At 68.6% G+C, this 20,157-nt stretch carries 15 protein-coding genes; 1 reads left to right on the forward strand and 14 read right to left on the reverse strand.

Annotated elements, in window-relative coordinates; all coding sequences use genetic code 11:
• Window positions 1–8: 8 nt before the first annotated feature.
• From ACIBJB_RS04365 to ACIBJB_RS04415, 11 genes are all read right to left on the reverse strand, one after another.
• Complete coding sequence (locus tag ACIBJB_RS04365; RefSeq protein WP_398926330.1) at window positions 9–1,988, reverse strand: TIGR03960 family B12-binding radical SAM protein; 1,980 nt, start codon at window positions 1,986–1,988, stop codon at window positions 9–11.
• Window positions 1,989–2,077: 89 nt separating this feature from the next.
• Entirely contained in the window at window positions 2,078–3,577 is a 1,500-nt protein-coding gene (locus ACIBJB_RS04370; RefSeq protein WP_398926332.1) for a CHAD domain-containing protein, read from the reverse strand.
• A gap of 63 nt (window positions 3,578–3,640) precedes the next feature.
• Window positions 3,641–4,840: a rod shape-determining protein RodA gene (rodA, locus tag ACIBJB_RS04375; RefSeq protein ID WP_398926334.1), complete on the reverse strand. Its 1,200-nt coding sequence runs from the start codon at window positions 4,838–4,840 to the stop codon at window positions 3,641–3,643.
• Window positions 4,837–7,086, reverse strand: coding sequence for a penicillin-binding protein 2 (mrdA, locus tag ACIBJB_RS04380; RefSeq protein ID WP_398926336.1), 2,250 nt, complete (start codon window positions 7,084–7,086; stop codon window positions 4,837–4,839). The genes rodA and mrdA overlap by 4 nt, the downstream gene beginning before the upstream one ends.
• 130 nt (window positions 7,087–7,216) lie before the next feature.
• On the reverse strand, window positions 7,217–7,894 hold the full coding sequence (mreD, locus tag ACIBJB_RS04385) for a rod shape-determining protein MreD (RefSeq protein ID WP_398926338.1): 678 nt from the start codon (window positions 7,892–7,894) through the stop codon (window positions 7,217–7,219).
• 11 nt (window positions 7,895–7,905) lie between these two features.
• Window positions 7,906–8,853 (reverse strand): rod shape-determining protein MreC, encoded by a 948-nt coding sequence (mreC, locus tag ACIBJB_RS04390; protein WP_398926340.1) that lies wholly within the window; start codon window positions 8,851–8,853, stop codon window positions 7,906–7,908.
• Between the two features lie 115 nt (window positions 8,854–8,968).
• Window positions 8,969–9,988, reverse strand: coding sequence for a rod shape-determining protein (locus ACIBJB_RS04395; RefSeq protein ID WP_004931372.1), 1,020 nt, complete (start codon window positions 9,986–9,988; stop codon window positions 8,969–8,971).
• Between the two features lie 309 nt (window positions 9,989–10,297).
• Window positions 10,298–10,711: a nucleoside-diphosphate kinase gene (gene ndk, locus ACIBJB_RS04400; protein WP_057615965.1), complete on the reverse strand. Its 414-nt coding sequence runs from the start codon at window positions 10,709–10,711 to the stop codon at window positions 10,298–10,300.
• A 64-nt stretch (window positions 10,712–10,775) separates the two neighbouring features.
• Window positions 10,776–11,141, reverse strand: coding sequence for a DUF4233 domain-containing protein (locus ACIBJB_RS04405; protein ID WP_398926342.1), 366 nt, complete (start codon window positions 11,139–11,141; stop codon window positions 10,776–10,778).
• A 9-nt stretch (window positions 11,142–11,150) separates the two neighbouring features.
• Complete coding sequence (locus tag ACIBJB_RS04410) at window positions 11,151–12,635, reverse strand: bifunctional folylpolyglutamate synthase/dihydrofolate synthase (protein WP_398926344.1); 1,485 nt, start codon at window positions 12,633–12,635, stop codon at window positions 11,151–11,153.
• A 184-nt stretch (window positions 12,636–12,819) separates the two neighbouring features.
• Window positions 12,820–15,444, reverse strand: a complete 2,625-nt coding sequence (locus ACIBJB_RS04415) for a valine--tRNA ligase (protein ID WP_398926346.1) — start codon at window positions 15,442–15,444, stop codon at window positions 12,820–12,822.
• 136 nt (window positions 15,445–15,580) lie between these two features.
• On the opposite strand from ACIBJB_RS04415, the gene ACIBJB_RS04420 reads away from it, so the two are divergent.
• Window positions 15,581–16,633, forward strand: a complete 1,053-nt coding sequence (locus ACIBJB_RS04420; RefSeq protein ID WP_398926348.1) for a hypothetical protein — start codon at window positions 15,581–15,583, stop codon at window positions 16,631–16,633.
• Window positions 16,634–17,177: 544 nt separating this feature from the next.
• On the opposite strand, the gene clpX is transcribed toward ACIBJB_RS04420, so the two are convergent.
• The 3 genes from clpX to ACIBJB_RS04435 all read right to left on the reverse strand — a co-directional run bounded on the left by clpX (window position 17,178) and on the right by ACIBJB_RS04435 (window position 19,961).
• Window positions 17,178–18,464 (reverse strand): ATP-dependent Clp protease ATP-binding subunit ClpX, encoded by a 1,287-nt coding sequence (clpX, locus tag ACIBJB_RS04425; RefSeq protein WP_007382022.1) that lies wholly within the window; start codon window positions 18,462–18,464, stop codon window positions 17,178–17,180.
• 161 nt (window positions 18,465–18,625) lie between these two features.
• On the reverse strand, window positions 18,626–19,306 hold the full coding sequence (locus tag ACIBJB_RS04430) for an ATP-dependent Clp protease proteolytic subunit (protein WP_020136160.1): 681 nt from the start codon (window positions 19,304–19,306) through the stop codon (window positions 18,626–18,628).
• A 49-nt stretch (window positions 19,307–19,355) separates the two neighbouring features.
• Window positions 19,356–19,961: an ATP-dependent Clp protease proteolytic subunit gene (locus tag ACIBJB_RS04435; protein ID WP_266523715.1), complete on the reverse strand. Its 606-nt coding sequence runs from the start codon at window positions 19,959–19,961 to the stop codon at window positions 19,356–19,358.
• Between the last annotated feature and the right edge of the window lie 196 nt (window positions 19,962–20,157).

The following is a 20,157-nucleotide window of genomic DNA, read 5'->3' on the forward strand; positions in this document are numbered from 1 at the left end:
CGCTCACCTCAGTGCACGTGACCACTCGCGGCGGGCGCCGGACCGCCGTTCTTGACCGTCAGAGGCAGCAACTTCTTGCCGGTCGGGCCGATTTGAATCTGCGTGTCCATCTGCGGACACACCCCACAATCGAAGCAAGGCGTCCACCGGCAGTCCTCGACCTCCGTCTCGTCGAGGGCGTCCTGCCAGTCCTCCCAGAGCCAGTCCTTGTCGAGGCCGGAGTCGAGGTGGTCCCAGGGGAGGACTTCCTCGTACGTCTTCTCGCGGGTCGTGTACCAGTCGACGTCCACGCCGAAGGCGGGCAGCGTCTTGTCGGCGCAGGCCATCCAGCGGTCGTAGGAGAAGTGCTCGCGCCAGCCGTCGAAGCGGCCGCCGTCCTCGTAGACGGCGCGGATCACGGCGCCCACCCGCCTGTCACCCCTCGACAGCAGGCCTTCCACGATGCCGGGCTTGCCGTCGTGGTAGCGGAAGCCGATCGAGCGGCCGTACTTCTTGTCGCCGCGGATCTTGTCGCGGAGCTTCTGCAGTCGGGCGTCCGTCTCCTCCGCCGAGAGCTGCGGGGCCCACTGGAAGGGTGTGTGGGGCTTGGGGACGAAGCCGCCGATCGAGACCGTGCAGCGGATGTCGTTCTGGCCGGAGACCTTGCGGCCCTCGGCGATCACCTTCGTCGCCATGTCCGCGATCTGCAGGACGTCCTCGTCGGTCTCCGTCGGCAGGCCGCACATGAAGTACAACTTCACCTGGCGCCAGCCGTTGCCGTACGCCGTCGAGACCGTACGGATGAGGTCTTCCTCGGACACCATCTTGTTGATGACCTTGCGCATGCGCTCGGAACCGCCCTCGGGGGCGAAGGTCAGGCCCGAGCGGCGGCCGTTGCGCGTCAGTTCGTTCGCCAGGTCCACGTTGAAGGCGTCGACGCGGGTGGAGGGGAGGGACAGGCCGATCTTGTCCTCCTCGTACCGGTCCGCCAGGCCCTTCGCGATGTCACCGATCTCCGAGTGGTCCGCGGACGACAGGGAGAGGAGGCCCACCTCCTCGAAGCCCGTCGCCTTGAGGCCCTTCTCCACCATGTCGCCGATGCCCGTGATCGAACGCTCGCGGACCGGGCGGGTGATCATGCCCGCCTGGCAGAAGCGGCAGCCGCGGGTGCAGCCGCGGAAGATCTCGACCGACATGCGTTCGTGGACCGTCTCCGCGAGGGGGACGAGGGGCTGCTTGGGGTACGGCCACTCGTCCAGGTCCATGACGGTGTGCTTGGACACGCGCCACGGGACGCCCGACTTGTTGGGGACCACGCGCGCGATACGGCCGTCGGGGAGGTACTCGACGTCGTAGAACGCGGGGATGTACACCGAGCCGGTCTTCGCGAGGCGGAAGAGGACCTCCTCGCGGCCGCCCGGCCGGCCCTCCGCCTTCCACTCACGGATGATCTTCGTCATGTCGAGCACGGCCTGCTCGCCGTCGCCGATGATCGCCGCGTCGATGAAGTCCGCGATCGGCTCGGGGTTGAAGGCCGCATGGCCGCCGGCCAGCACGATCGGGTCGTCGAGCGTACGGTCCTTGGACTCCAGCGGGATGCCCGCCAGGTCCAGCGCCGTCAGCATGTTGGTGTAGCCCAGCTCCGTGGAGAAGGACAGGCCGAACACGTCGAAGGCGCCCACGGGCCGGTGGCTGTCCACCGTGAACTGAGGGACGTGGTGCTCCCGCATCAGCGCCTCGAGGTCCGGCCACACGCTGTAAGTGCGCTCGGCGAGGACGCCCTCCTGTTCGTTCAGGACCTCGTAGAGGATCATGACGCCCTGGTTGGGCAGACCGACCTCGTACGCGTCCGGGTACATCAGTGCCCAGCGGACGTCACAGGACTCCCACGGCTTGACGGTGGAGTTGAGCTCTCCGCCGACGTACTGGATCGGCTTCTGCACATGCGGGAGCAGAGCTTCGAGCTGCGGAAACACAGACTCTGCGGCCGCAGTGACTTCGGCAGGCATCTCGCGAACCTTCGGTGGGCTTGGCTGAACTGACAGGGGTGACCATCTAGCGTAACGCGGCCGCGACCACCCCCCGTACGCCCGGAAGGTCAGAGGGCGTCCGCCTCCCCCCCGATCCCGTCCCAGAAGCCGGGCAGTTCGGCCTCCACGGCAGCCGCCCGCTGCTCCTCACGCCCGTAGAGCAGCCCGTAGGTGAAGGCGCTCTCCCCCGCCGCGTGGGCGACCGCGGACAGCTCGCGCAGGGTCTGCCGGGCCATCACGCTGTCCTGGTGCTCGCCCAGCAGGGTCTGGAGCGACTTCATGGACTTGACCATGGCCTTGGCCGGATCGCCCAGGGCCGGGCGGGCCGCCTCGGCCGCGTAGCGGGTGCGCTTGGTCTTCTTGCGGGCCTCGTGGATCGCGGTGTCCCGGTCGGTTCCGGGCTCGAGTTCCAGCGCCTGCCCGACGAGCCCTGCGACCTTCCGGAAGTCCTTTCGCACGACTTTGGTGATCACCTTGTGGGGTTTCTTCCCGGCCGCCTTCAGCAGCGGCGGGTCGGCGATCAGCGCGTCCAGGGTGTCGAGCAGGGCGAGGTACCGCCGGGAGTCCAGGACACCGATCAGCCGGGCGCTGGCCCCGCCGGGCCGGTCACCGGCCCATGCGCTCAATCGCGAGGCGACCGGCCCGTGGACCAGCGTCTGCGGCACCTCGTCGAGAGCCGTGGTCAGGCGTTCGGACAGCACCTCGCGGTCCCGGTCGACGCCCAGTTCGCCGGCCAGCCACTTCAGTTCGTCGCCGATCGGATCGGTGACGTCCCGGTCGAGGACTGCGCCGTACGACTTGAAGGTGCTGCGCATCCGGCGGGTGGCGACGCGCATGCGGTGCACGGAGTCCTCGGCGTCCTGGCGGACGGCCGGGTCGAGTTCGAGGATCGCGTCCCGCTGGGCGCGGACGTACGCGAGGACGTGGTCGCCGGCGGTCACCGGATCCGCTGTGACGGGGCTCTTCTTCTTGGGGGCCGTCTCCGCGAGGGCCCGGGCCAGCTTCGAGGAGGACCCGGACGGCCGAACGTCCGCCTTGCGCAGCCGCTTGTCGACCTTGTCGAGGAAGGCCGGGTCGCCGCCGTCGGCGAGCTCCACCTCGATCTCGGTCCACTGGGCGTCGCCGACGCCGCCGCTGAGCCGCTCGGCGTGCACGGCGTCCACGCTGACCTCGGCGAGCAGCTGTCCCTGGGCGTCGAGGAGGTGGCGCACATCACGGTCCGAGCGCAGCCGGACCACGGGCAGCAGCTCGACGTCCCTGACCCGGGAGCGGACGAGGGCGGCGAGTTCGTCGGGGAGGGTGTCGGAGAGCGGGGCCCGGATCTCGTCGCGCACGCCCTCGGACACGGGCAGCTTCAGGTGCCAGCCCGCGTCCGATCCGCCCGTGCGGCGGCGCAGGGTGATCGAGGACGCCACGAGGCGTTCGTCGGCCGTGTCGTAGTAGGTGGCGTCCAGATGTGCGACGCCCTTGTCGACGACGGCCTCGACCCCGGCGACTCCGGTCAGATCGGGCAGGCCGCTGTCGTCGGACTCGTACTTCCGCTCGATCTCCCGCTTTGTGTCCGCCATGACTCGAATCTAGTGGTCAGCGGGCGGTTGCGGCAGGGGGCCGCCGCCACCCGGCCGACCGGCCTACGCCGACATGGGCCGCTGCACTCTGATCGACTGCAGCAGCCCCACCGCGACCCACGTAGCGAACATCGACGATCCTCCGTACGACACGAACGGCAGGGGCAGACCGGTGACCGGCATGATCCCGAGGGTCATGCCGACGTTCTCGAAGGACTGGAAGGCGAACCACGCCACGATTCCGGCGGCCACGATCGTGCCGTACAGCTCGGTGGTCTCGCGGGCGATCCGGCAGGCCCGCCACAGGATGACCCCGAGCAGGACGATGATCAGGCCCCCGCCGACGAAGCCCAGCTCCTCGCCGGCGACGGTGAAGACGAAGTCGGTCTGCTGTTCCGGCACGAACTGGCCGGTGGTCTGCGAGCCGTGGAACAGGCCCGCGCCCGTCAGGCCTCCCGAACCGATGGCGATGCGCGCCTGGTTGGTGTTGTAGCCGACGCCCGCCGGGTCGAGGCTCGGGTTGGCGAAGGCGGCGAAGCGGGCGATCTGGTACTCGTCCAGGATGTGCAGCTGCCAGACCGCGATCGCGCCGGCCGCGCCCGCGCCGAGCAGCCCGAAGACCCATCGGTTGGAGGCGCCGGAGGCGAGCAGCAGCCCGAGCACGATGATGACCATGACCATGACCGACCCGAGGTCGGGCATGAGCATCACGATGAGCATCGGTACGGCGGCCAGGCCCAGGGCCTGGAGCACGGTGCGGTGGTCGGGGTAGGGCTTGTCGCCGGCGTCGACCCGGGCCGCGAGGAGCATCGCCATGCCCAGGATGATCGTGATCTTCACGAACTCCGAGGGCTGGAGCGAGAAGCCGCCGCCGATCACGATCCAGGAGTGGGCGCCGTTGACCGTGGAGCCCAGCGGGGTGAGGACCAGCAGGATCAGGCAGAGCGAGGCACCGTACAGCAGGGGCACGGCGGTGCGCAGCGTGCGGTGGCCGACCCATACGGTGCCGATCATCAGGGCGAACCCTATGCCGGTGTTCATGAGGTGGCGGATCAGGAAGTAGTACGGGTCGCCCTGGTTGATCTCGGTGCGGTTGCGGGTCGCCGAGAAGACCAGGATCGAGCCGATCATGGACAGGGCGAGGGCCGAGAACAGTATCGGCCAGTCCAGCCGGCGGGCGAGCGAGTCGCGGGCCAGCAGCCGGGTCCAGCCCGCGCGGGCGGGGCCGTACCCGGAGACCTGGAAGCTGTTCGCCCCGGTCATGTGAGCATCCTCCGGCTCCCCCTCCTGCGGTGCCGCCTCCGGGTGTCACGGTTCCCGGTGGGCGGCGTGTTCACGGTCGCCGCCTGCTGTGTCTCGTCCGGTTCGGGCTCGCCCTCCTGGCTCACCCGCTGGTCCTTGGCCGGGTCCTTGGCGATCTTCGGGGACTTGATGGTCCCGTCCGTCTGGACCTTGGGCAGGCTCTTCTCGGGGGTCGGCAGCAGTGCGTTCTTCTTGTCGATGGTGCCGTCGGCCGAGACGCCGTACATGGCGTTGTAGATGTGGCGCACGGCCTCACCCGAGGCGCCCGAGCCGGTACCGGCCTGGGCGATGGTCATGACGACCGTGTAGTCCTTGGAGTACGTGGCCAGCCAGGACGTCGTCTGCTTGCCGTAGACCTCGGCGGTGCCGGTCTTGGCGTGCAGCGGGATCTTGTCCTGTGGCCAGCCGCCGAACTTCCAGGCGGCCGTACCGCGGGTGACGACGCCTTCCAGGGCGGTGTCCATGCCCTTGATGGTGGCCTGGTCGACCGGAAGCTTCCCGGTCGCCTTGGGCTTGATCTCCTGGACGGTCCTGCCGTCGGCGCTGATGATCGCCTTGCCGATGCTCGGCTGGTACATGGTGCCGCCGTTGGCGAGCGCCCCGTAGATCCTGGCCTCCTGGATCGGGGTGACGAGGGTGTCGCCCTGACCGATGGAGTAGTTGATGGAGTCACCCTCGCGCATCTTGTTGCCTTCGAGGCAGTTCTCGTACGCGATCTTCTCGACGTAGGTGCCGTCCTTCTTGCCGGTCTTGCACCAGCTGTCCTTGTTGGCCTTCCAGTACGACTCCTTCCACTGGCGGTCGGGGACGCGGCCGGTGACCTCGTTGGGGAGGTCGATGCCGGTCTCCTTGCCGAGGCCGAACTGGTGGGCGGCCTTGTAGAAGTAGTCCTTCGGCTCGCCCTTCTTGGGGTTGATGCCGCCGTCCTTCTTCCACTCCCGGTCGGCGAGGCCGTAGAAGACGGTGTCGCAGGAGACCTCCAGGGCGCGGCCGAGGGAGATGGGGCCGAAGCTCTCCCCCTCGAAGTTCTTGAAGACCTGGCCGCCCACCGAGTACGAGCTGGTGCACGGGTAGCCGCCGTCCCACTCGTACCCGGCCTCGACCGCGGCGGCCGTGGAGACGACCTTGAACGTCGAGCCGGGTGCGGACTGACCCTGTATGGCCCTGTTGAGCAGCGGGTAGTCGGAGCCCTTGCCGGTGAGCTTCTTGTAGTCCTTGGCGGAGATTCCGCCGACCCAGACGTTCGGGTCGTAGGTCGGGGCGGACGCCATCGCCACGATCCGGCCGGTCTTGGCCTCCATCACGACGACGGCGCCGGAGTCGGCCTTGTAGTTCTCGCCGGTGATCTTGTCGAACTGCTTGCGGGCGGTCTTCATCGCCTGGTTCAGCTCGTACTCGGCGACGCGCTGGACGCGGGCGTCGATGCTGGTGACGAGGTTGGCGCCGGGCTGGGCCTCGTCGGCCTCGGCCTGGCCGATGACGCGGCCGAGGTTGTCGACCTCGTAGCGGGTGACGCCGGCCTTGCCGCGCAGTTCCTTGTCGTACTGGCGCTCCAGTCCCGAGCGGCCGACCTGGTCGGAGCGCAGGTAGGGCGAGTCGGTGTCCTGGGCCTTGGTGATCTCGTCGTCGGTGACCGGCGAGAGGTAGCCGAGGACCTGGGCGGCGTTGGACTTGCCGGGGGCGGCATAGCGGCGCACGGCCTCGGGTTCGGCGGTGATGCCGGGGAAGTCCTCGGCGCGCTCGCGGATCTGCAGGGCCTGTTTGGGGGTGGCCTCGTCGGTGATGGGGATCGGCTGGTACGGCGAGCCGTTCCAGCACGGCTGGGGCGTTTTCGCGTCGCACAGCCGGACCTTCTGCGTGACCTCCTCGGCGGACATGCCGAGGACCTTGCCCAGCTTGGTGAGGACGGCCTTGCCGTCGTCCTTCATCTTGAGCAGGTCGGTGCGGGAGGCGGAGACCACCAGCCGGGTCTCGTTGTCCGCGAGGGGCACTCCGCGGGCGTCCAGGATCGAGCCGCGCACCGCGGGCTCGACGACCTGCTGGACGTGGTTTCCGGAGGCCTCCTTCGCGTACGCGTCGCCTTCGCGGATCTGGAGGTACCAGAGTCGGCCGCCGAGGGTGCCGAGGAGGGAGAGGACGAGGATCTGGATCACGACGAGCCGGATCTGGACCCGTGGGGTCCGTCCGGTCTCGGGGATATTGGTCACTGCGGTTCCGCCCCCTCTCAGTGCGCCGACGTGTGTGCGCGTACGAATGATGAACGGCGGACCTGTGAACCCGCGTTCCGCCCCGGCGCACCCGTTCGAGTGAAATTGCCTGTGCTGAACTCGCCCGCTCTCACAGCCGCTTGACCCCCTTGATGCGGCCCACCCGCGCGGTCCGGGTCCGTGCCCTCGTCTTCAGGCTCCCGAGGCCGCCCCGCTGGCCGCCGATCTTCAGACCGGTGCCCGAGGACAGCCACCCGGAGGAGATGTCCGCCGACTTGGCCGCGGAGCCGGTCTCGGCGAGCGGGTCGTTCTCGGCGCGCCGGGCGAGCGCCATGATGCCGGGGACGACGAAGGGGGCGAGCAGCAGGTCGTACAGGGCGGCCGTGAACAGCAGGCTGGGCAGGCCGACATGGCGGGCGGCGGTGTCGCCGACGAGGGCGCCGACACCGGCGTACAGCAGGGTGGTGCCGATGGCGGCGGCGACCACGACGACCATGGGCCCGGTGGCCGACTTGAGTCTGCCGTTCTCCGGTTTGGCGAGGCCGGCGAGGTAGCCGATGACGCACAGCACCAGGGCGTAGCGGCCGGCCGCGTGGTCGGCGGGCGGGGCGAGGTCGGCGAGGAGACCGGCGCCGAAACCGACGAGGGCGCCGCCGACATGGCCGTAGACGAGAGCCAGGCCGAGGACGGTGAGGAGCAGCAGGTCGGGGACGGCGCCCGGGAGGTGGAGGCGGGCGAGGACGCTCACCTGGACGACCAGGGCGACCACGACCAGGGCGGAGGACAGCAGGATCCGGTTGACGCGCATGACTACAGCTCCTACTGCTCTTGCTGGATCTCGCCGTCGACCGGCGCATTGGCGGACGGGGTGACGGTGACCGTCACGGTCGGCGTGGGCGTCGGTTTCGGTTTCGCGGGGAGCACCGTGTCGCGCGGGTCCTTCTTCGGGGCCTGGACGACGACGCCGACCATGTCGAGCTTGGTGAAGCTGACGTACGGCGTGACGTAGAGGGTGCGGGTGAGGTCGCCGCCGGAGGGGTCGACGCGGGAGACCACGCCGACCGGGACGCCGGGGACGAAGGGCTTGTCGGCCTGCGAGCCGAAGGTGACCAGACGGTCGCCCTTCTTCACGTCGGCCTTGCCGTTGAGGAGTTCGACGCGCAGCGGACGGTCGCCCTGGCCGGAGGCGAAGCCGAGTTCGTCGGTGGCCTCCATGCGGGTGCCGACGGTGAAGTCGGGGTCGTTGGCGAGGAGCACGGTGGCGGTGTTCGGGCCGACCGTGGTGACACGGCCGACCAGGCCGTCGCCGTTGAGGACGGTCATGTCGCGCTGGATGCCGTCGTTGGCGCCGACGTCGATGGTGATCGTCCAGGAGAAGCCCTGGGCCGCTCCTATGGCGATGACCTCGGCGCCCTTGATGCCGTACTGGCCCTCGCCTGCGGTCTTCAGCATCTTGTCGAGCTGCTTGAGGCGGCTGGAGTTGCGGTCGTCGCTGCCGAGTCTCGCCTTGAGGGCCGCGTTCTCCTTCTCCAGCTGGGCGAGCCGGTCGTGCCGCTCGCCGGAGTCGCGGACGGCCGACACGGCGTTGCCGACCGGATCGACCGCGGTCGACACACTGTCCTCGATCGGGCCGAACACGGCGGCCGCGGCCTGGCGGGCGCCGTCGACCGGTGAGTCCTCCCCGCCGCGGATGTCGACCGTGATCAGCGCGAACGCGACGGCGATCAGCAGCACCAGGAGCAGCCGGCTCTCTCGTGTGTCCCTCACGTGCGGCGGCCGTGCCCTTCTCATTGGAGTTGCGTTTGTGGGAGCTTATGCCTCGATATCAACGATCCGCCGCACGAGAGGAGATCATCTCGTACGGCGGAATCGAGGAGTTACGTCATCTGCGCGGCTGGGCGTCCAGCACCTGCTGAAGCGCCTCGAACTCCTCGACGCACTTCCCGGAGCCGAGCGCCACGCTGTCGAGCGGGTCCTCGGCGATGTGGATCGGCATGCCGGTCTCCCGGCGCAGCCGCTCGTCGAGTCCGCGCAGCAGGGCGCCGCCGCCGGTGAGGACGATGCCGCGGTCCATGATGTCGCCGGAGAGCTCCGGCGGGCACTTGTCCAGGGTCGTCTTGACGGCGTCGACGATCGCGTTGACGGGCTCCTCGATCGCCTTGCGGACCTCGGCGGCCGAGATGACGACGGTCTTGGGCAGCCCGGAGACGAGGTCCCGGCCGCGGATTTCGGTGTGCTCGTCAGCGTCGAGGTCGTACGCCGAACCGATCGTGATCTTGATCTGCTCGGCCGTCCGCTCACCCAGAAGGAGGGAGTACTCCTTCTTGATGTGCTGGATGATCGCGTTGTCCAGCTCGTCACCCGCGACGCGGATGGACTGGGCGGTGACGATGCCGCCGAGGGAGATGACCGCGACCTCCGTGGTGCCGCCGCCGATGTCCACCACCATGTTGCCCGTGGCCTCGTGGACCGGCAGGCCGGAACCGATGGCGGCCGCCATGGGCTCCTCGATGATGTGCACCTGGCGGGCGCCGGCCTGGGACGACGCCTCGATGACGGCGCGGCGCTCGACGCCGGTGATGCCCGAGGGGACACACACGACGACGCGCGGCCTCGCGAGATACCGCCGCTTGTGGATCTTCAGAATGAAGTAGCGGAGCATCCGCTCGGTGATCTCGAAGTCGGCGATCACGCCGTCCTTCAGCGGCCGCACGGCAACGATGTTGCCGGGGGTCCGCCCGATCATCTTCTTCGCTTCGGCGCCGACCGCGAGGATGCCACCGGTGTTGGTGTTGATCGCGACGACGGACGGCTCGTTGAGTACGATCCCGCGACCCCTGACGTACACCAGCGTGTTGGCGGTCCCGAGGTCGACAGCCATGTCACGGCCGATGAACGACATTGAGTTCCCCATCAGGATTCGTCTGGCCTTCCCGGGAGCTTTCGAGGGCTTTTCAGGTCGGCGAAGTGGGTGCTGTGACGTGAAGGCTTCCATCGTAGACGCGCCTGCACGAACACTGCGCGAGGGTCTTCGCCATTGTCAGCAGATGTAAAGCCGCCCCGCTTGTGGAGACGGTCCATAGGGGGCACTCGTTCCCCCTATCGGCACGCATATGCCGAAGGACGGCCGAAAATGTACGGCCGTCCCAGGTCAGACGGGCGGATGAACTGACTGCCTGTCAGAAAATGCCACTGAACCTGCGCACGAAACCTAGGCGCGCCCGGGGAAGAAGATCTTCACCTCGCGCTCGGCGGACTCCTCCGAGTCGGACGCGTGGATCAGGTTCTCTCGGACGATGACGCCGTAGTCGCCGCGGATGGAGCCGGGCGCGGCGGCGATCGGGTCGGTCGGGCCGGCCAGCGCGCGGACGCCCTCGATGACCCGCTCGCCCTCGACGATCAGCGCGACGACCGGACCGGAGGCCATGAACTCCACCAGCGGCTCGTAGAAGGGCTTGCCCTTGTGCTCGCCGTAGTGCTGCTCCAGCGTGTCCTGGTCCAGGGTGCGCAGCTCCAGCGCGGTGATCTGCCAGCCGGCCTTGCGCTCGATACGGCTGATGATCTCGCCGGTCAGGCCACGACGGACGGCGTCGGGCTTGAGGAGGACGAGGGTGCGCTGGCTCACGAGGGGCTCCTTGCCTGCTGACATGTGCGGTGGGACGAGATTACAGGGCGTGTCGGTCCGCTCGTCACACAGCGTCAGGTGCAGGGGAGTCGGCCTGGGCGGCCTGGGCGGCGAATCTCGCCTTGGCCTCGTCGATCTTCCGGCCGTAGTGCACGGAGGCCCACCACAGTGCCGCGAAGATCGCGCCCATGAAGAACATGGTCGACACGACGAAGCCGGAGGCGATCAGGGCGATCTGGAGTGCCCAGCCGAGGGCGACGCCGCCGGGCCGGGTCACCACCCCGCACAGCGCGAGGCACAGGAACATGGCGATGCCGCTGACCGTCCACACCGTGGAGCCGGCCAGATCGGGGTCCTTCATCGCGACCAGTCCGGCGAAGCCGATGACGAACAACTCGCCGATCAGCGTGGAAGCACAGAGCGTACGCATGCTCGGGACTCAGCCCCTTCCCAGCAGCAACCGGGCCTCGCCGACCGTGATGACCGACCCGGTGACGAGTACTCCGCCGCCCGCGAACTCGCCGTCCTCCTCGGCCAGCGTGATCGCCTCCTCCAGCGCGTCCGGCAGCCTCGGTTCGACCTGCACGCGCTCCTCGCCGAACACCTCGACGGCGATCGCGGCGAGCTCGTCGGCGTCCATCGCGCGGTGGCTGGAGTTCTGGGTGATCACGACCTCGGCGAAGATCGGCTCGAAGGCCTCGAGGAGCCCCCGCACGTTCTTGTCGCCGCTCGCGCCCACCACGCCGATGAGTCGGCTGAAGTCGAAGGCCTCGCCGACCGCCTCGGCGGTGGCGCGGGCGCCCGCCGGGTTGTGGGCGGCGTCCAGGACGACGGTCGGCGAACGCCGTACGACTTCGAGGCGGCCCGGGGAGGAGACGGCCGCGAAGGCCTTGCGGACGGTGTCGATGTCGAGGCGCTCCGCACGCTGGGCGCCCACACCGAAGAACGCCTCCACGGCGGCGAGCGCCACGGCCGCGTTGTGCGCCTGGTAGGGGCCGTGCAGCGGGAGGTACACCTCTTCGTACTCGCCGCCGAGGCCGCGCAGGGTCACCAACTGGCCGCCCACGGCGACCTGCCGCGAGACGATCCCGAACTCCAGGCCCTCGCGCGCGACGGTGGCGTCGACCTCGACGGCCTTCTTCAGCAGCACCTGCGCCGCGTCGACCGGCTGCTGCGCCAGGATGACGGTCGCGTCCTGCTTGATGATCCCGGCCTTCTCGGTGGCGATCGCCGCGTGCGTCTCGCCGAGCCGGTCGGTGTGGTCCAGGTCGATGGAAGTGACCACGGCGACATCGCCGTCGATGACGTTGGTGGCGTCCCAGGAGCCGCCCATGCCGACCTCCACGACGGCCACGTCGACGGGCGCGTCCGCGAAGGCGGCGTACGCCATGCCGGTCAGCACCTCGAAGAAGGACAGCCGGTACTGCTGCTGACCGTCGACCATCTCGATGTACGGCTTGATGTCGTCGTACGTCTCGATGAACCGCTCGGCCGAGATCGGGGCGCCGTCCAGACTGATGCGCTCGGTGATCGACTGGACGTGGGGGCTGGTGTACCGGCCCGTGCGCAGTTCGAAGGCGCCGAGGAGGGCCTCGATCATGCGGGCCGTGGAGGTCTTGCCGTTCGTCCCCGTGATGTGGATCGAGGGGTACGACCGCTGCGGCTCCCCCAGGACGTCCATCAGCGCGGAGATGCGGCTGACCGAGGGCTCCAGCTTGGTCTCGCCCCAACGGGTGGCGAGCTCCGCCTCGACCGTGCGCAGGGCCTTGTCGACCTCGGGGTCCTCGGGGCGTCCGGGCACGTCGGCCTCCGGCGGGGCGCCCTGGGTGCGCAGGGTGCGGCTGCCGGCCTCGATGACCGCGAGGTCGGGGTCGCGGTCGGTCTCGTTGGCGATGATCTCGTCGAAGGGGTCGCTGTCACTCACGCAGTCAGTCTACGGAGGCCGACTGACAGAGTGCCTACGGAGTGGGGTGGCTGAGCTTCGGGGGCGGCTGCGGGTGTGTGGGGGCTGGTCGCGCCCCCGCGGCGGAGCCGCATATCGCTACAGCCCCGCGCCCCTGGGTAGGCGCAGGGCCCGGAGTCCAGAAGACCCCGGGCCCCATGAAGCCTTACGCCTGAGGCAGACCGTCCAGCTGGGCCTTGATCCTCGCGATGTCCTCGTCCGCCTTGGTCAGGCGGCCGCGGATCTTGTCCACCACGTTGTCCGGAGCCTTCGCGAGGAAGGCTTCGTTGCCCAGCTTGGCGTTCGCCTGGGCCTTCTCCTTCTCGGCCGCCGCCAGGTCCTTCGCGAGGCGCTTGCGTTCCGCCGCCACGTCGATCGTGCCCGAGAGGTCGAGGGCGACCGTGGCCCCGGCCACCGGGAGGGTCGCCGTGGCCGCGAAGGTCTCGCCCTCCGGCTGGAGGCGCAGGAGCTGACGGATGGCGGCCTCGTGGGGCGCGAGGGCGGTGCCGTCGAGCTCCAGACGGGCGGGGACCTTCTGGCCGTCCTTCAGGCCCTGGTCCTTGCGGAACCGCCGGACCTCGGTGACGACCCGCTGGACCAGCGCGATCTCGAGCTCGGCGTCCTTGTCGCGGAAGCCGCTGTCGGCCGGCCACTCGCCGATGACCAGGGACTCGCCACCGGTGAGCGTGGTCCACAGCGCGTCGGTGACGAACGGGATGACCGGGTGCAGCAGCCGCAGCGTCACGTCGAGAACCTCGCCGAGGACCCGCCCGGAGACCCTGGCCTGCTCGCCGCCCGCGAAGAACGTCGTCTTCGACAGCTCGACGTACCAGTCGAAGACCTCGTCCCACGCGAAGTGGTAGAGGGCGTCGGCGAGTTTGGCGAACTGGTAGTCGTCGTAGTACGCGTCGACCTGGGCGACCGTGGTGTTGAGGCGGGAGAGGATCCAGCGGTCCGCCGCCGACATCTCGGAGGCGTCCGGCAGCGGGCCCTCGACCGTGGCGCCGTTCATGAGGGCGAAGCGGGTGGCGTTCCAGATCTTGTTGGTGAAGTTGCGGGAGGCCTTGACCCAGTCCTCGCCGATCGGGACGTCCGCGCCCGGGTTGGCGCCGTTGGCGAGGGTGAAGCGCACGGCGTCCGAGCCGTAGGCGTCCATCCAGACCAGCGGGTCCACCGCGTTGGGGTTCGACTTCGACATCTTCTTGCCGAACTCGTCGCGGACCAGGCCGGTCAGCGCGATGGTGTGGAAGGGGACCTGGCCGTCCATGGCGTAGAGGCCGAACATCATCATCCGGGCGACCCAGAAGAAGATGATGTCGTGGCCGGTGAGCAGGACGTCGGTCGGATAGAACTTCCGCAGGTCCTCGGTCTGTTCGGGCCAGCCGAGCGTGGAGAACGGCCACAGGCCGGAGGAGAACCAGGTGTCCAGGACGTCGGAGTCCTGGGTCCAGCCCTCGCCGGTGGGCGGCTCGTCGTCGGGGCCGACGCAGACGACCTCGCCGTCGGGGCCGTACCAGATCGGGATGCGGTGGCCCCACCACAGCTGGCGCGAGATGCACCAGTCGTGCATGTTGTCGACCCAGTCGAAGTAGCGCTTCGACATGTCCTCGGGGTGGATCTTGACGCGGCCGTCGCGGACCGCGTCGCCGGCCGCCTTGGCGAGCGGGCCGACCTTGACCCACCACTGCAGGGACAGGCGCGGCTCGACCGTGGTCTTGCAGCGCGAGCAGTGGCCGACGGAGTGCATGTAGGGGCGCTTCTCGGCGACGATGCGGCCCTGCTCCTTGAGGGCGCCGACGACGGCCGAGCGGGCCTCGAAGCGGTCCTGTCCGAGGAAGGGGCCGTGGACGGTGATGATGCCGTGCTCGTCCATGATCGTCAGGGACGGCAGGTCGTGACGGCGGCCGATCTCGAAGTCGTTCGGGTCGTGCGCCGGGGTCACCTTGACGGCGCCCGTGCCGAACTCGGGGTCGACGTGGGTGTCGGCGACGACCGGGATGGTGCGGTCGGTGAGCGGGAGCTTGATCTGCTTGCCGATGAGGTGCTGGTACCGCTCGTCGTCGGGGTGGACGGCGACGGCCGTGTCACCGAGCATCGTCTCCGCGCGCGTGGTCGCGACGACGAGGCTGTCCTCGCCCTCGCCGTAGCGGATGGAGACCAACTCGCCCGCGTCGTCCTGGTATTCCACCTCGATGTCGGAGATGGCCGTCAGACAGCGCGGGCACCAGTTGATGATGCGCTCGGCGCGGTAGATCAGCTCGTCCTCGTAGAGCCGCTTGAAGATGGTCAGGACGGCCTTGGAGAGGCCCTCGTCCATCGTGAAGCGCTCGCGGCTCCAGTCGACGCCGTCACCGAGGCGCCGCATCTGGCCGAGGATCCGGCCGCCGTACTCCTCCTTCCACTGCCAGACGCGCTCGACGAACTCCTCGCGGCCCAGGTCGTGTCGGGACTTGCCCTCCTCGGCGAGCTGCTGCTCGACCTTGTTCTGGGTGGCGATACCGGCGTGGTCCATGCCCGGCAGCCACAGGGCCTCGTAGCCCTGCATGCGCTTGCGGCGCGTCAGGGCGTCCATGAGCGTGTGCTGGAAGGCGTGGCCCAGGTGGAGCGAGCCTGTGACGTTCGGCGGCGGGATGACGATGGTGTACGGGGGCTTGTCGCTCTTCGCGTCGGCGGTGAAGTAACCCTTCTCCACCCAGCGCTCGTACAGCGTCCTCTCTACCTCGGCCGGCGTGTACTGGGTCGGCAGTTCGGTGATGGGCGCTGTGGGCTGCTGCTGAGCGTTCTCGGTCACGGGCCCAGTTTAGGGGTGTCCCGGGCGTGTCCCGAAACGTGTTTGCTCTGTAACGGTGGGGCCCCCGATGCCGTGTGCCGCCTGCGCCTGAGCCAGGATGTCGGGAACACATAAGCATCTGGAGGGGAACCCAGAGATGAGTCACAACCAGCCGGGCCCGTACGGGCAGCCTCAGCAGCCCGGTCAGCCGCAGCAGCCCGGGCCGTACGGCCAGCCGGGCCCCTACGGCCAGCCGCCGCAGGCTCCGCAGGGCCAGCCCCAGCCCGGCTACGGCTACCCTCAGCAGCCCCCGCCGCCCCAGCAGCCCGCGCAGCAGCCGGGTTACGGCTATCCGCAGCAGGGCGGGGTGCCGCCGCAGACTCCGCCGTACGGCCAGCCGCAGCAGGGGGGTGTCCCTCCGCAGACCCCGCCGTACGGCCAGCCGCAGGCTCCCTACGGTCAGCAAGCCCCGTACGGCCAGCAGCCGCCGTACGGCCAGGCCCCCTACGGCGTCCCGCAGCCCCCGGCGCCGGGCGGCGGCAACGGCAAGAAGATCGGCATCATCATCGGCGCGGTGGCGGTCGTGGCCGCTATCGCGGTGGGGGCGTACCTCGTGATCGGCGGGGGCGGCAACGGCGGTTCGGGCATCACGGACGACGGGGCGCACAAGCTGGCGACGCCGGCGACCGTCCTCACGGACTACAAGAAGTCCGCGAGCGCCGACGGCGACGGCTTCAGCGCGGACGACGTCAAGGACGCCGAGAAGTACGGCGTAAAGAACGCCAAGGACGTGAGCGCCACCTACCAGTCCGGCGACGCGACCAATTACCTCGCCATGAAGATGGTCAACTTCATGGGCGTGTACGGCGACATCGACGACCCCGAGAAGGTCGTCGACGCCATGTTCGGCGAGATGAAGAAGAGCGCCGGGAAGGACTCCGAGGGGGAGGCCGTCGGCAGCCCGAAGGCGTACACGCCAGCCGGCCTCGACGGCGCGGTCCTCAAGTGCCAGGAGACGAAGGTCTCCGACAGCTCCGGCTCAGGTCCGAGCTCGATCAGCATGCCGGTGTGCATCTGGGGCGACCACAGCACGCTGGGTGTGGTCATCCCGATCGACATGGCGGACGCCATGGCCGGGAAGACGGCGGACCTTTCGGGCGCGGCCGACATGACGGCCAAGCTCCGCAAGGAAGTTCGCGTCAAGGCCTGACCCGCGCAGCCACCGATCGGCGGCGAGGCACCGCATCGTGCGAGACGCCTCGCCGCCTCAGCAGCTCAGCGCTTAGGCAAACCTGCAAGCATCAAACGCGTCTTCCGAAGTGACACCAATGACGACAAGATCGCTTAGGCAGACGGGGTTCGGTCCCACAGGGAGATGCTCGATGTTGCAGGCCCTCCGCACTTTGATACCGACTATGTAGCCCCGGTTCTTCAAGAAGGTCATGCAGTCAGTCTGGTCTGCACTCGCCGGAGCAGCCGTCGCAACGGGCACAATTCCAGCCGCGGCTACCACACTTGCCGCAGCCAGGAGCCTCTTAGCCTTTAGTAGTTTCATGTAGATCCTCCCGATTTCATTCCACCGGAACCGCCAAGCTGGCAACCGGTGACGGTCGGACTGAGTTGATCAAGCACGCAAGGCTCTCTGCAAGCGCTTGGCATGAACCTGACCTGTTTACGTGGTGGTTGGCCAAAAGCCACGGGGAAGTGCCCGGCACCTCCTCAGGCGCCGGGCACTTGGAAATCTGGGAGAGCCGCTACGCCGTCTTCTGCTCGCCCGGACCCCGACCGCGCGCGTCCCTCGGGATCAGCGTCGGGTTGACGTTGGAGTGGACGACGTCCGCCGTGATGACGACGCGGGCCACGTCCTTGCGGGACGGGATCTCGTACATGACGCCCTGGAGGACCTCTTCCATGATGGCGCGCAGGCCGCGCGCGCCGGTCTGGCGGAGGATGGCCTGGTCGGCGATGGCTTCCAGGGCCTCGCGCTCGAAGTCCAGCTCCACGCCGTCGAGTTCGAAGAGGCGCTGGTACTGCTTGACGAGCGCGTTGCGGGGCTCGACCAGGATCTGGAGGAGGGCTTCCCGGTCCAGGTTGTGCACGCTCGTGATGACCGGGAGACGGCCGATGAACTCGGGGATCATGCCGAACTTGACCAGGTCCTCGGGCATGACGTCCTCGAACTGGTCCTTGGCCTCCAGCTCGCGCTTGGAGCGGATCGTCGCGCCGAAGCCGATGCCCTTGGCGCCCGCCCGGGACTCGATGAGCTTCTCCAGGCCCGCGAAGGCACCGCCCACGATGAACAGGACGTTCGTCGTGTCGATCTGGATGAACTCCTGGTGCGGGTGCTTGCGTCCGCCCTGCGGCGGCACCGAGGCCGTGGTGCCCTCGAGGATCTTCAGGAGCGCCTGCTGCACGCCCTCGCCGCTCACGTCCCGCGTGATCGACGGGTTTTCACTCTTCCGCGCGACCTTGTCGATCTCGTCGATGTAGATGATCCCGGTCTCGGCCTTCTTGACGTCGTAGTCGGCCGCCTGGATCAGCTTCAGCAGGATGTTCTCGACGTCCTCACCGACGTATCCCGCCTCGGTGAGCGCCGTCGCGTCCGCGATCGCGAACGGGACGTTCAGCATGCGGGCCAGCGTCTGCGCGAGGAGTGTCTTGCCGGAGCCCGTGGGGCCCAGCAGGAGGATGTTGGACTTCGCCAACTCGATCGCGTCGTCACGGCTGCTGCCGCCGCCGTTCTCGCCGGCCTGGACGCGCTTGTAGTGGTTGTACACCGCCACGGAGAGGGCCTTCTTGGCCGACTCCTGGCCCACCACGTAGCCCTCCAGGAACTCGTAGATCTCGCGGGGCTTGGGGAGTTCCTCCCAGCGCACCTCGCTCGTCTCGGCGAGTTCCTCCTCGATGATCTCGTTGCAGAGGTCGATGCACTCGTCGCAGATGTACACACCAGGCCCTGCGATGAGCTTCTTGACCTGCTTCTGGCTCTTGCCGCAGAACGAGCACTTGAGCAGATCGCCGCCGTCACCGATGCGTGCCACGGTGTGCTTCCCCTTCGCCTGGGAGACGCCTAGGTCCAGCGGCTCCTGGTGCTGCCTTATGTCCGACGGTACCTTGCCGGGCCCCCCGTTCGGGCCCCCCTTGGCAGGGTTCACTTTGACGTGCACTGTGCCAAGGGGCGGCATATCCTACGGGGTCCGCGTCAGCGGACAGCGGCGTTGTTCATCTTCCGGGTGGAGATGATCTGGTCGATCAGGCCGTACGCCAGGGCGTCGTCGGCCGTGAGGATCTTGTCGCGCTCGATGTCCTCACGGATCTTCTCGATCGGCGTGGTGGAGTGCTTGGCCAGCAGGTCTTCCAGCTGCGCGCGCATCCGGAGGATCTCGTTGGCGGCGATCTCCAGGTCGGAGACCTGACCGCGGCCCGTCTCGCTGTAGGGCTGGTGGATCAGCACGCGCGCGTTGGGCAGCGCCATGCGCTTGCCGGGGGTACCGGCGGCCAGCAGGATCGCGGCGGCGGAGGCCGCCTGACCCATGCAGACCGTCTGGATGTCCGGCTTCACGAACTGCATCGTGTCGTAGATCGCGGTCAGCGCGGTGAAGGAGCCACCGGGGCTGTTGATGTAGACGGAGATGTCCCGGTCGGGGTCCATCGACTCCAGGCACAGCAGCTGCGCCATGACGTCGTTGGCGGAGGCGTCGTCGATCTGCACGCCGAGGAAGATCACGCGCTCCTCGAAGAGCTTCGCGTACGGGTCGTACTCGCGGATGCCCTGCGAGGTGCGCTCGACGAAGCGGGGGATCACATAGCGGGACTCGGCGCGCGGGCCGGTGTACTCGGCCTCGGTGCGGGCGTAGAGGCCGCTGCCGGGGAAGTCGTTCACTGTCTGTCTCCTAGGGGCTTAGGCGGTCGGCTGAGGGGCTCTACGGGGCTCAGGCCCCGGTGCCGCCGCCGCCCGGCATACCGGCGGCCGTGGGAATCACGTCGTCGATGAGGCCGTACTCCTTGGCCTCGAGGGCGTCGAACCAGCGGTCGCGGTCCGAGTCACGGGTGATCTGCTCGATGCTCTGGCCGGTGTGCTGAGAGGTGAGCTCGGCCATGCGCTTCTTGGTGTGCAGCAGCCGCTCGGCGTGGATCTTGATGTCCGAGGCGGAGCCGGCGAGGCCGGCGGACGGCTGGTGGATCAGGATCTCGGCGTTCGGCAGCGCGAAGCGCTTGCCCGGCGTGCCCGCGCTGAGCAGGAACTGGCCCATCGAGGCGGCGAGGCCCATGGCGATGGTCACCACGTCGTTCTTGATGAACTGCATGGTGTCGTAGATCGCCATACCGGCCGTGATCGAGCCGCCGGGGCTGTTGATGTAGAGGTAGATGTCCTTGTCCGGATCGGCGGCAAGGAGGAGCAGCTGCGCGGTGATCTTGTTGGCAATGTCGTCGTCGACCGCCTGGCCGAGGAAGATGATCCGCTCGCCGAGCAGCCGGTTGTATACCTGGTCGCCGAGGCCACCACCGATGGAGGGGTCGCCGGCGGCGGAGGGCATCAGATTCGTCACGTATCCACCTGCTCGTCTTACGACGGCGCCGGGGCCGTCTCACGTTTCCCTGCGTGTTGCCTGCGGGGCTGGGGCAGTCGGGGACTTCCCTGCCCTCGTAGTTATGGACCCTAACGCGCTGGTCCCTTCGGAGAATCCCGGTAAGCGGGGTGTTCGCCGGGGGCGTAGCGCCGCGGGGCCTCCT

The sequence above is a fragment of the Streptomyces sp. NPDC050759 genome, from assembly GCF_044456945.1.
Taxonomy (GTDB): domain Bacteria; phylum Actinomycetota; class Actinomycetes; order Streptomycetales; family Streptomycetaceae; genus Streptomyces.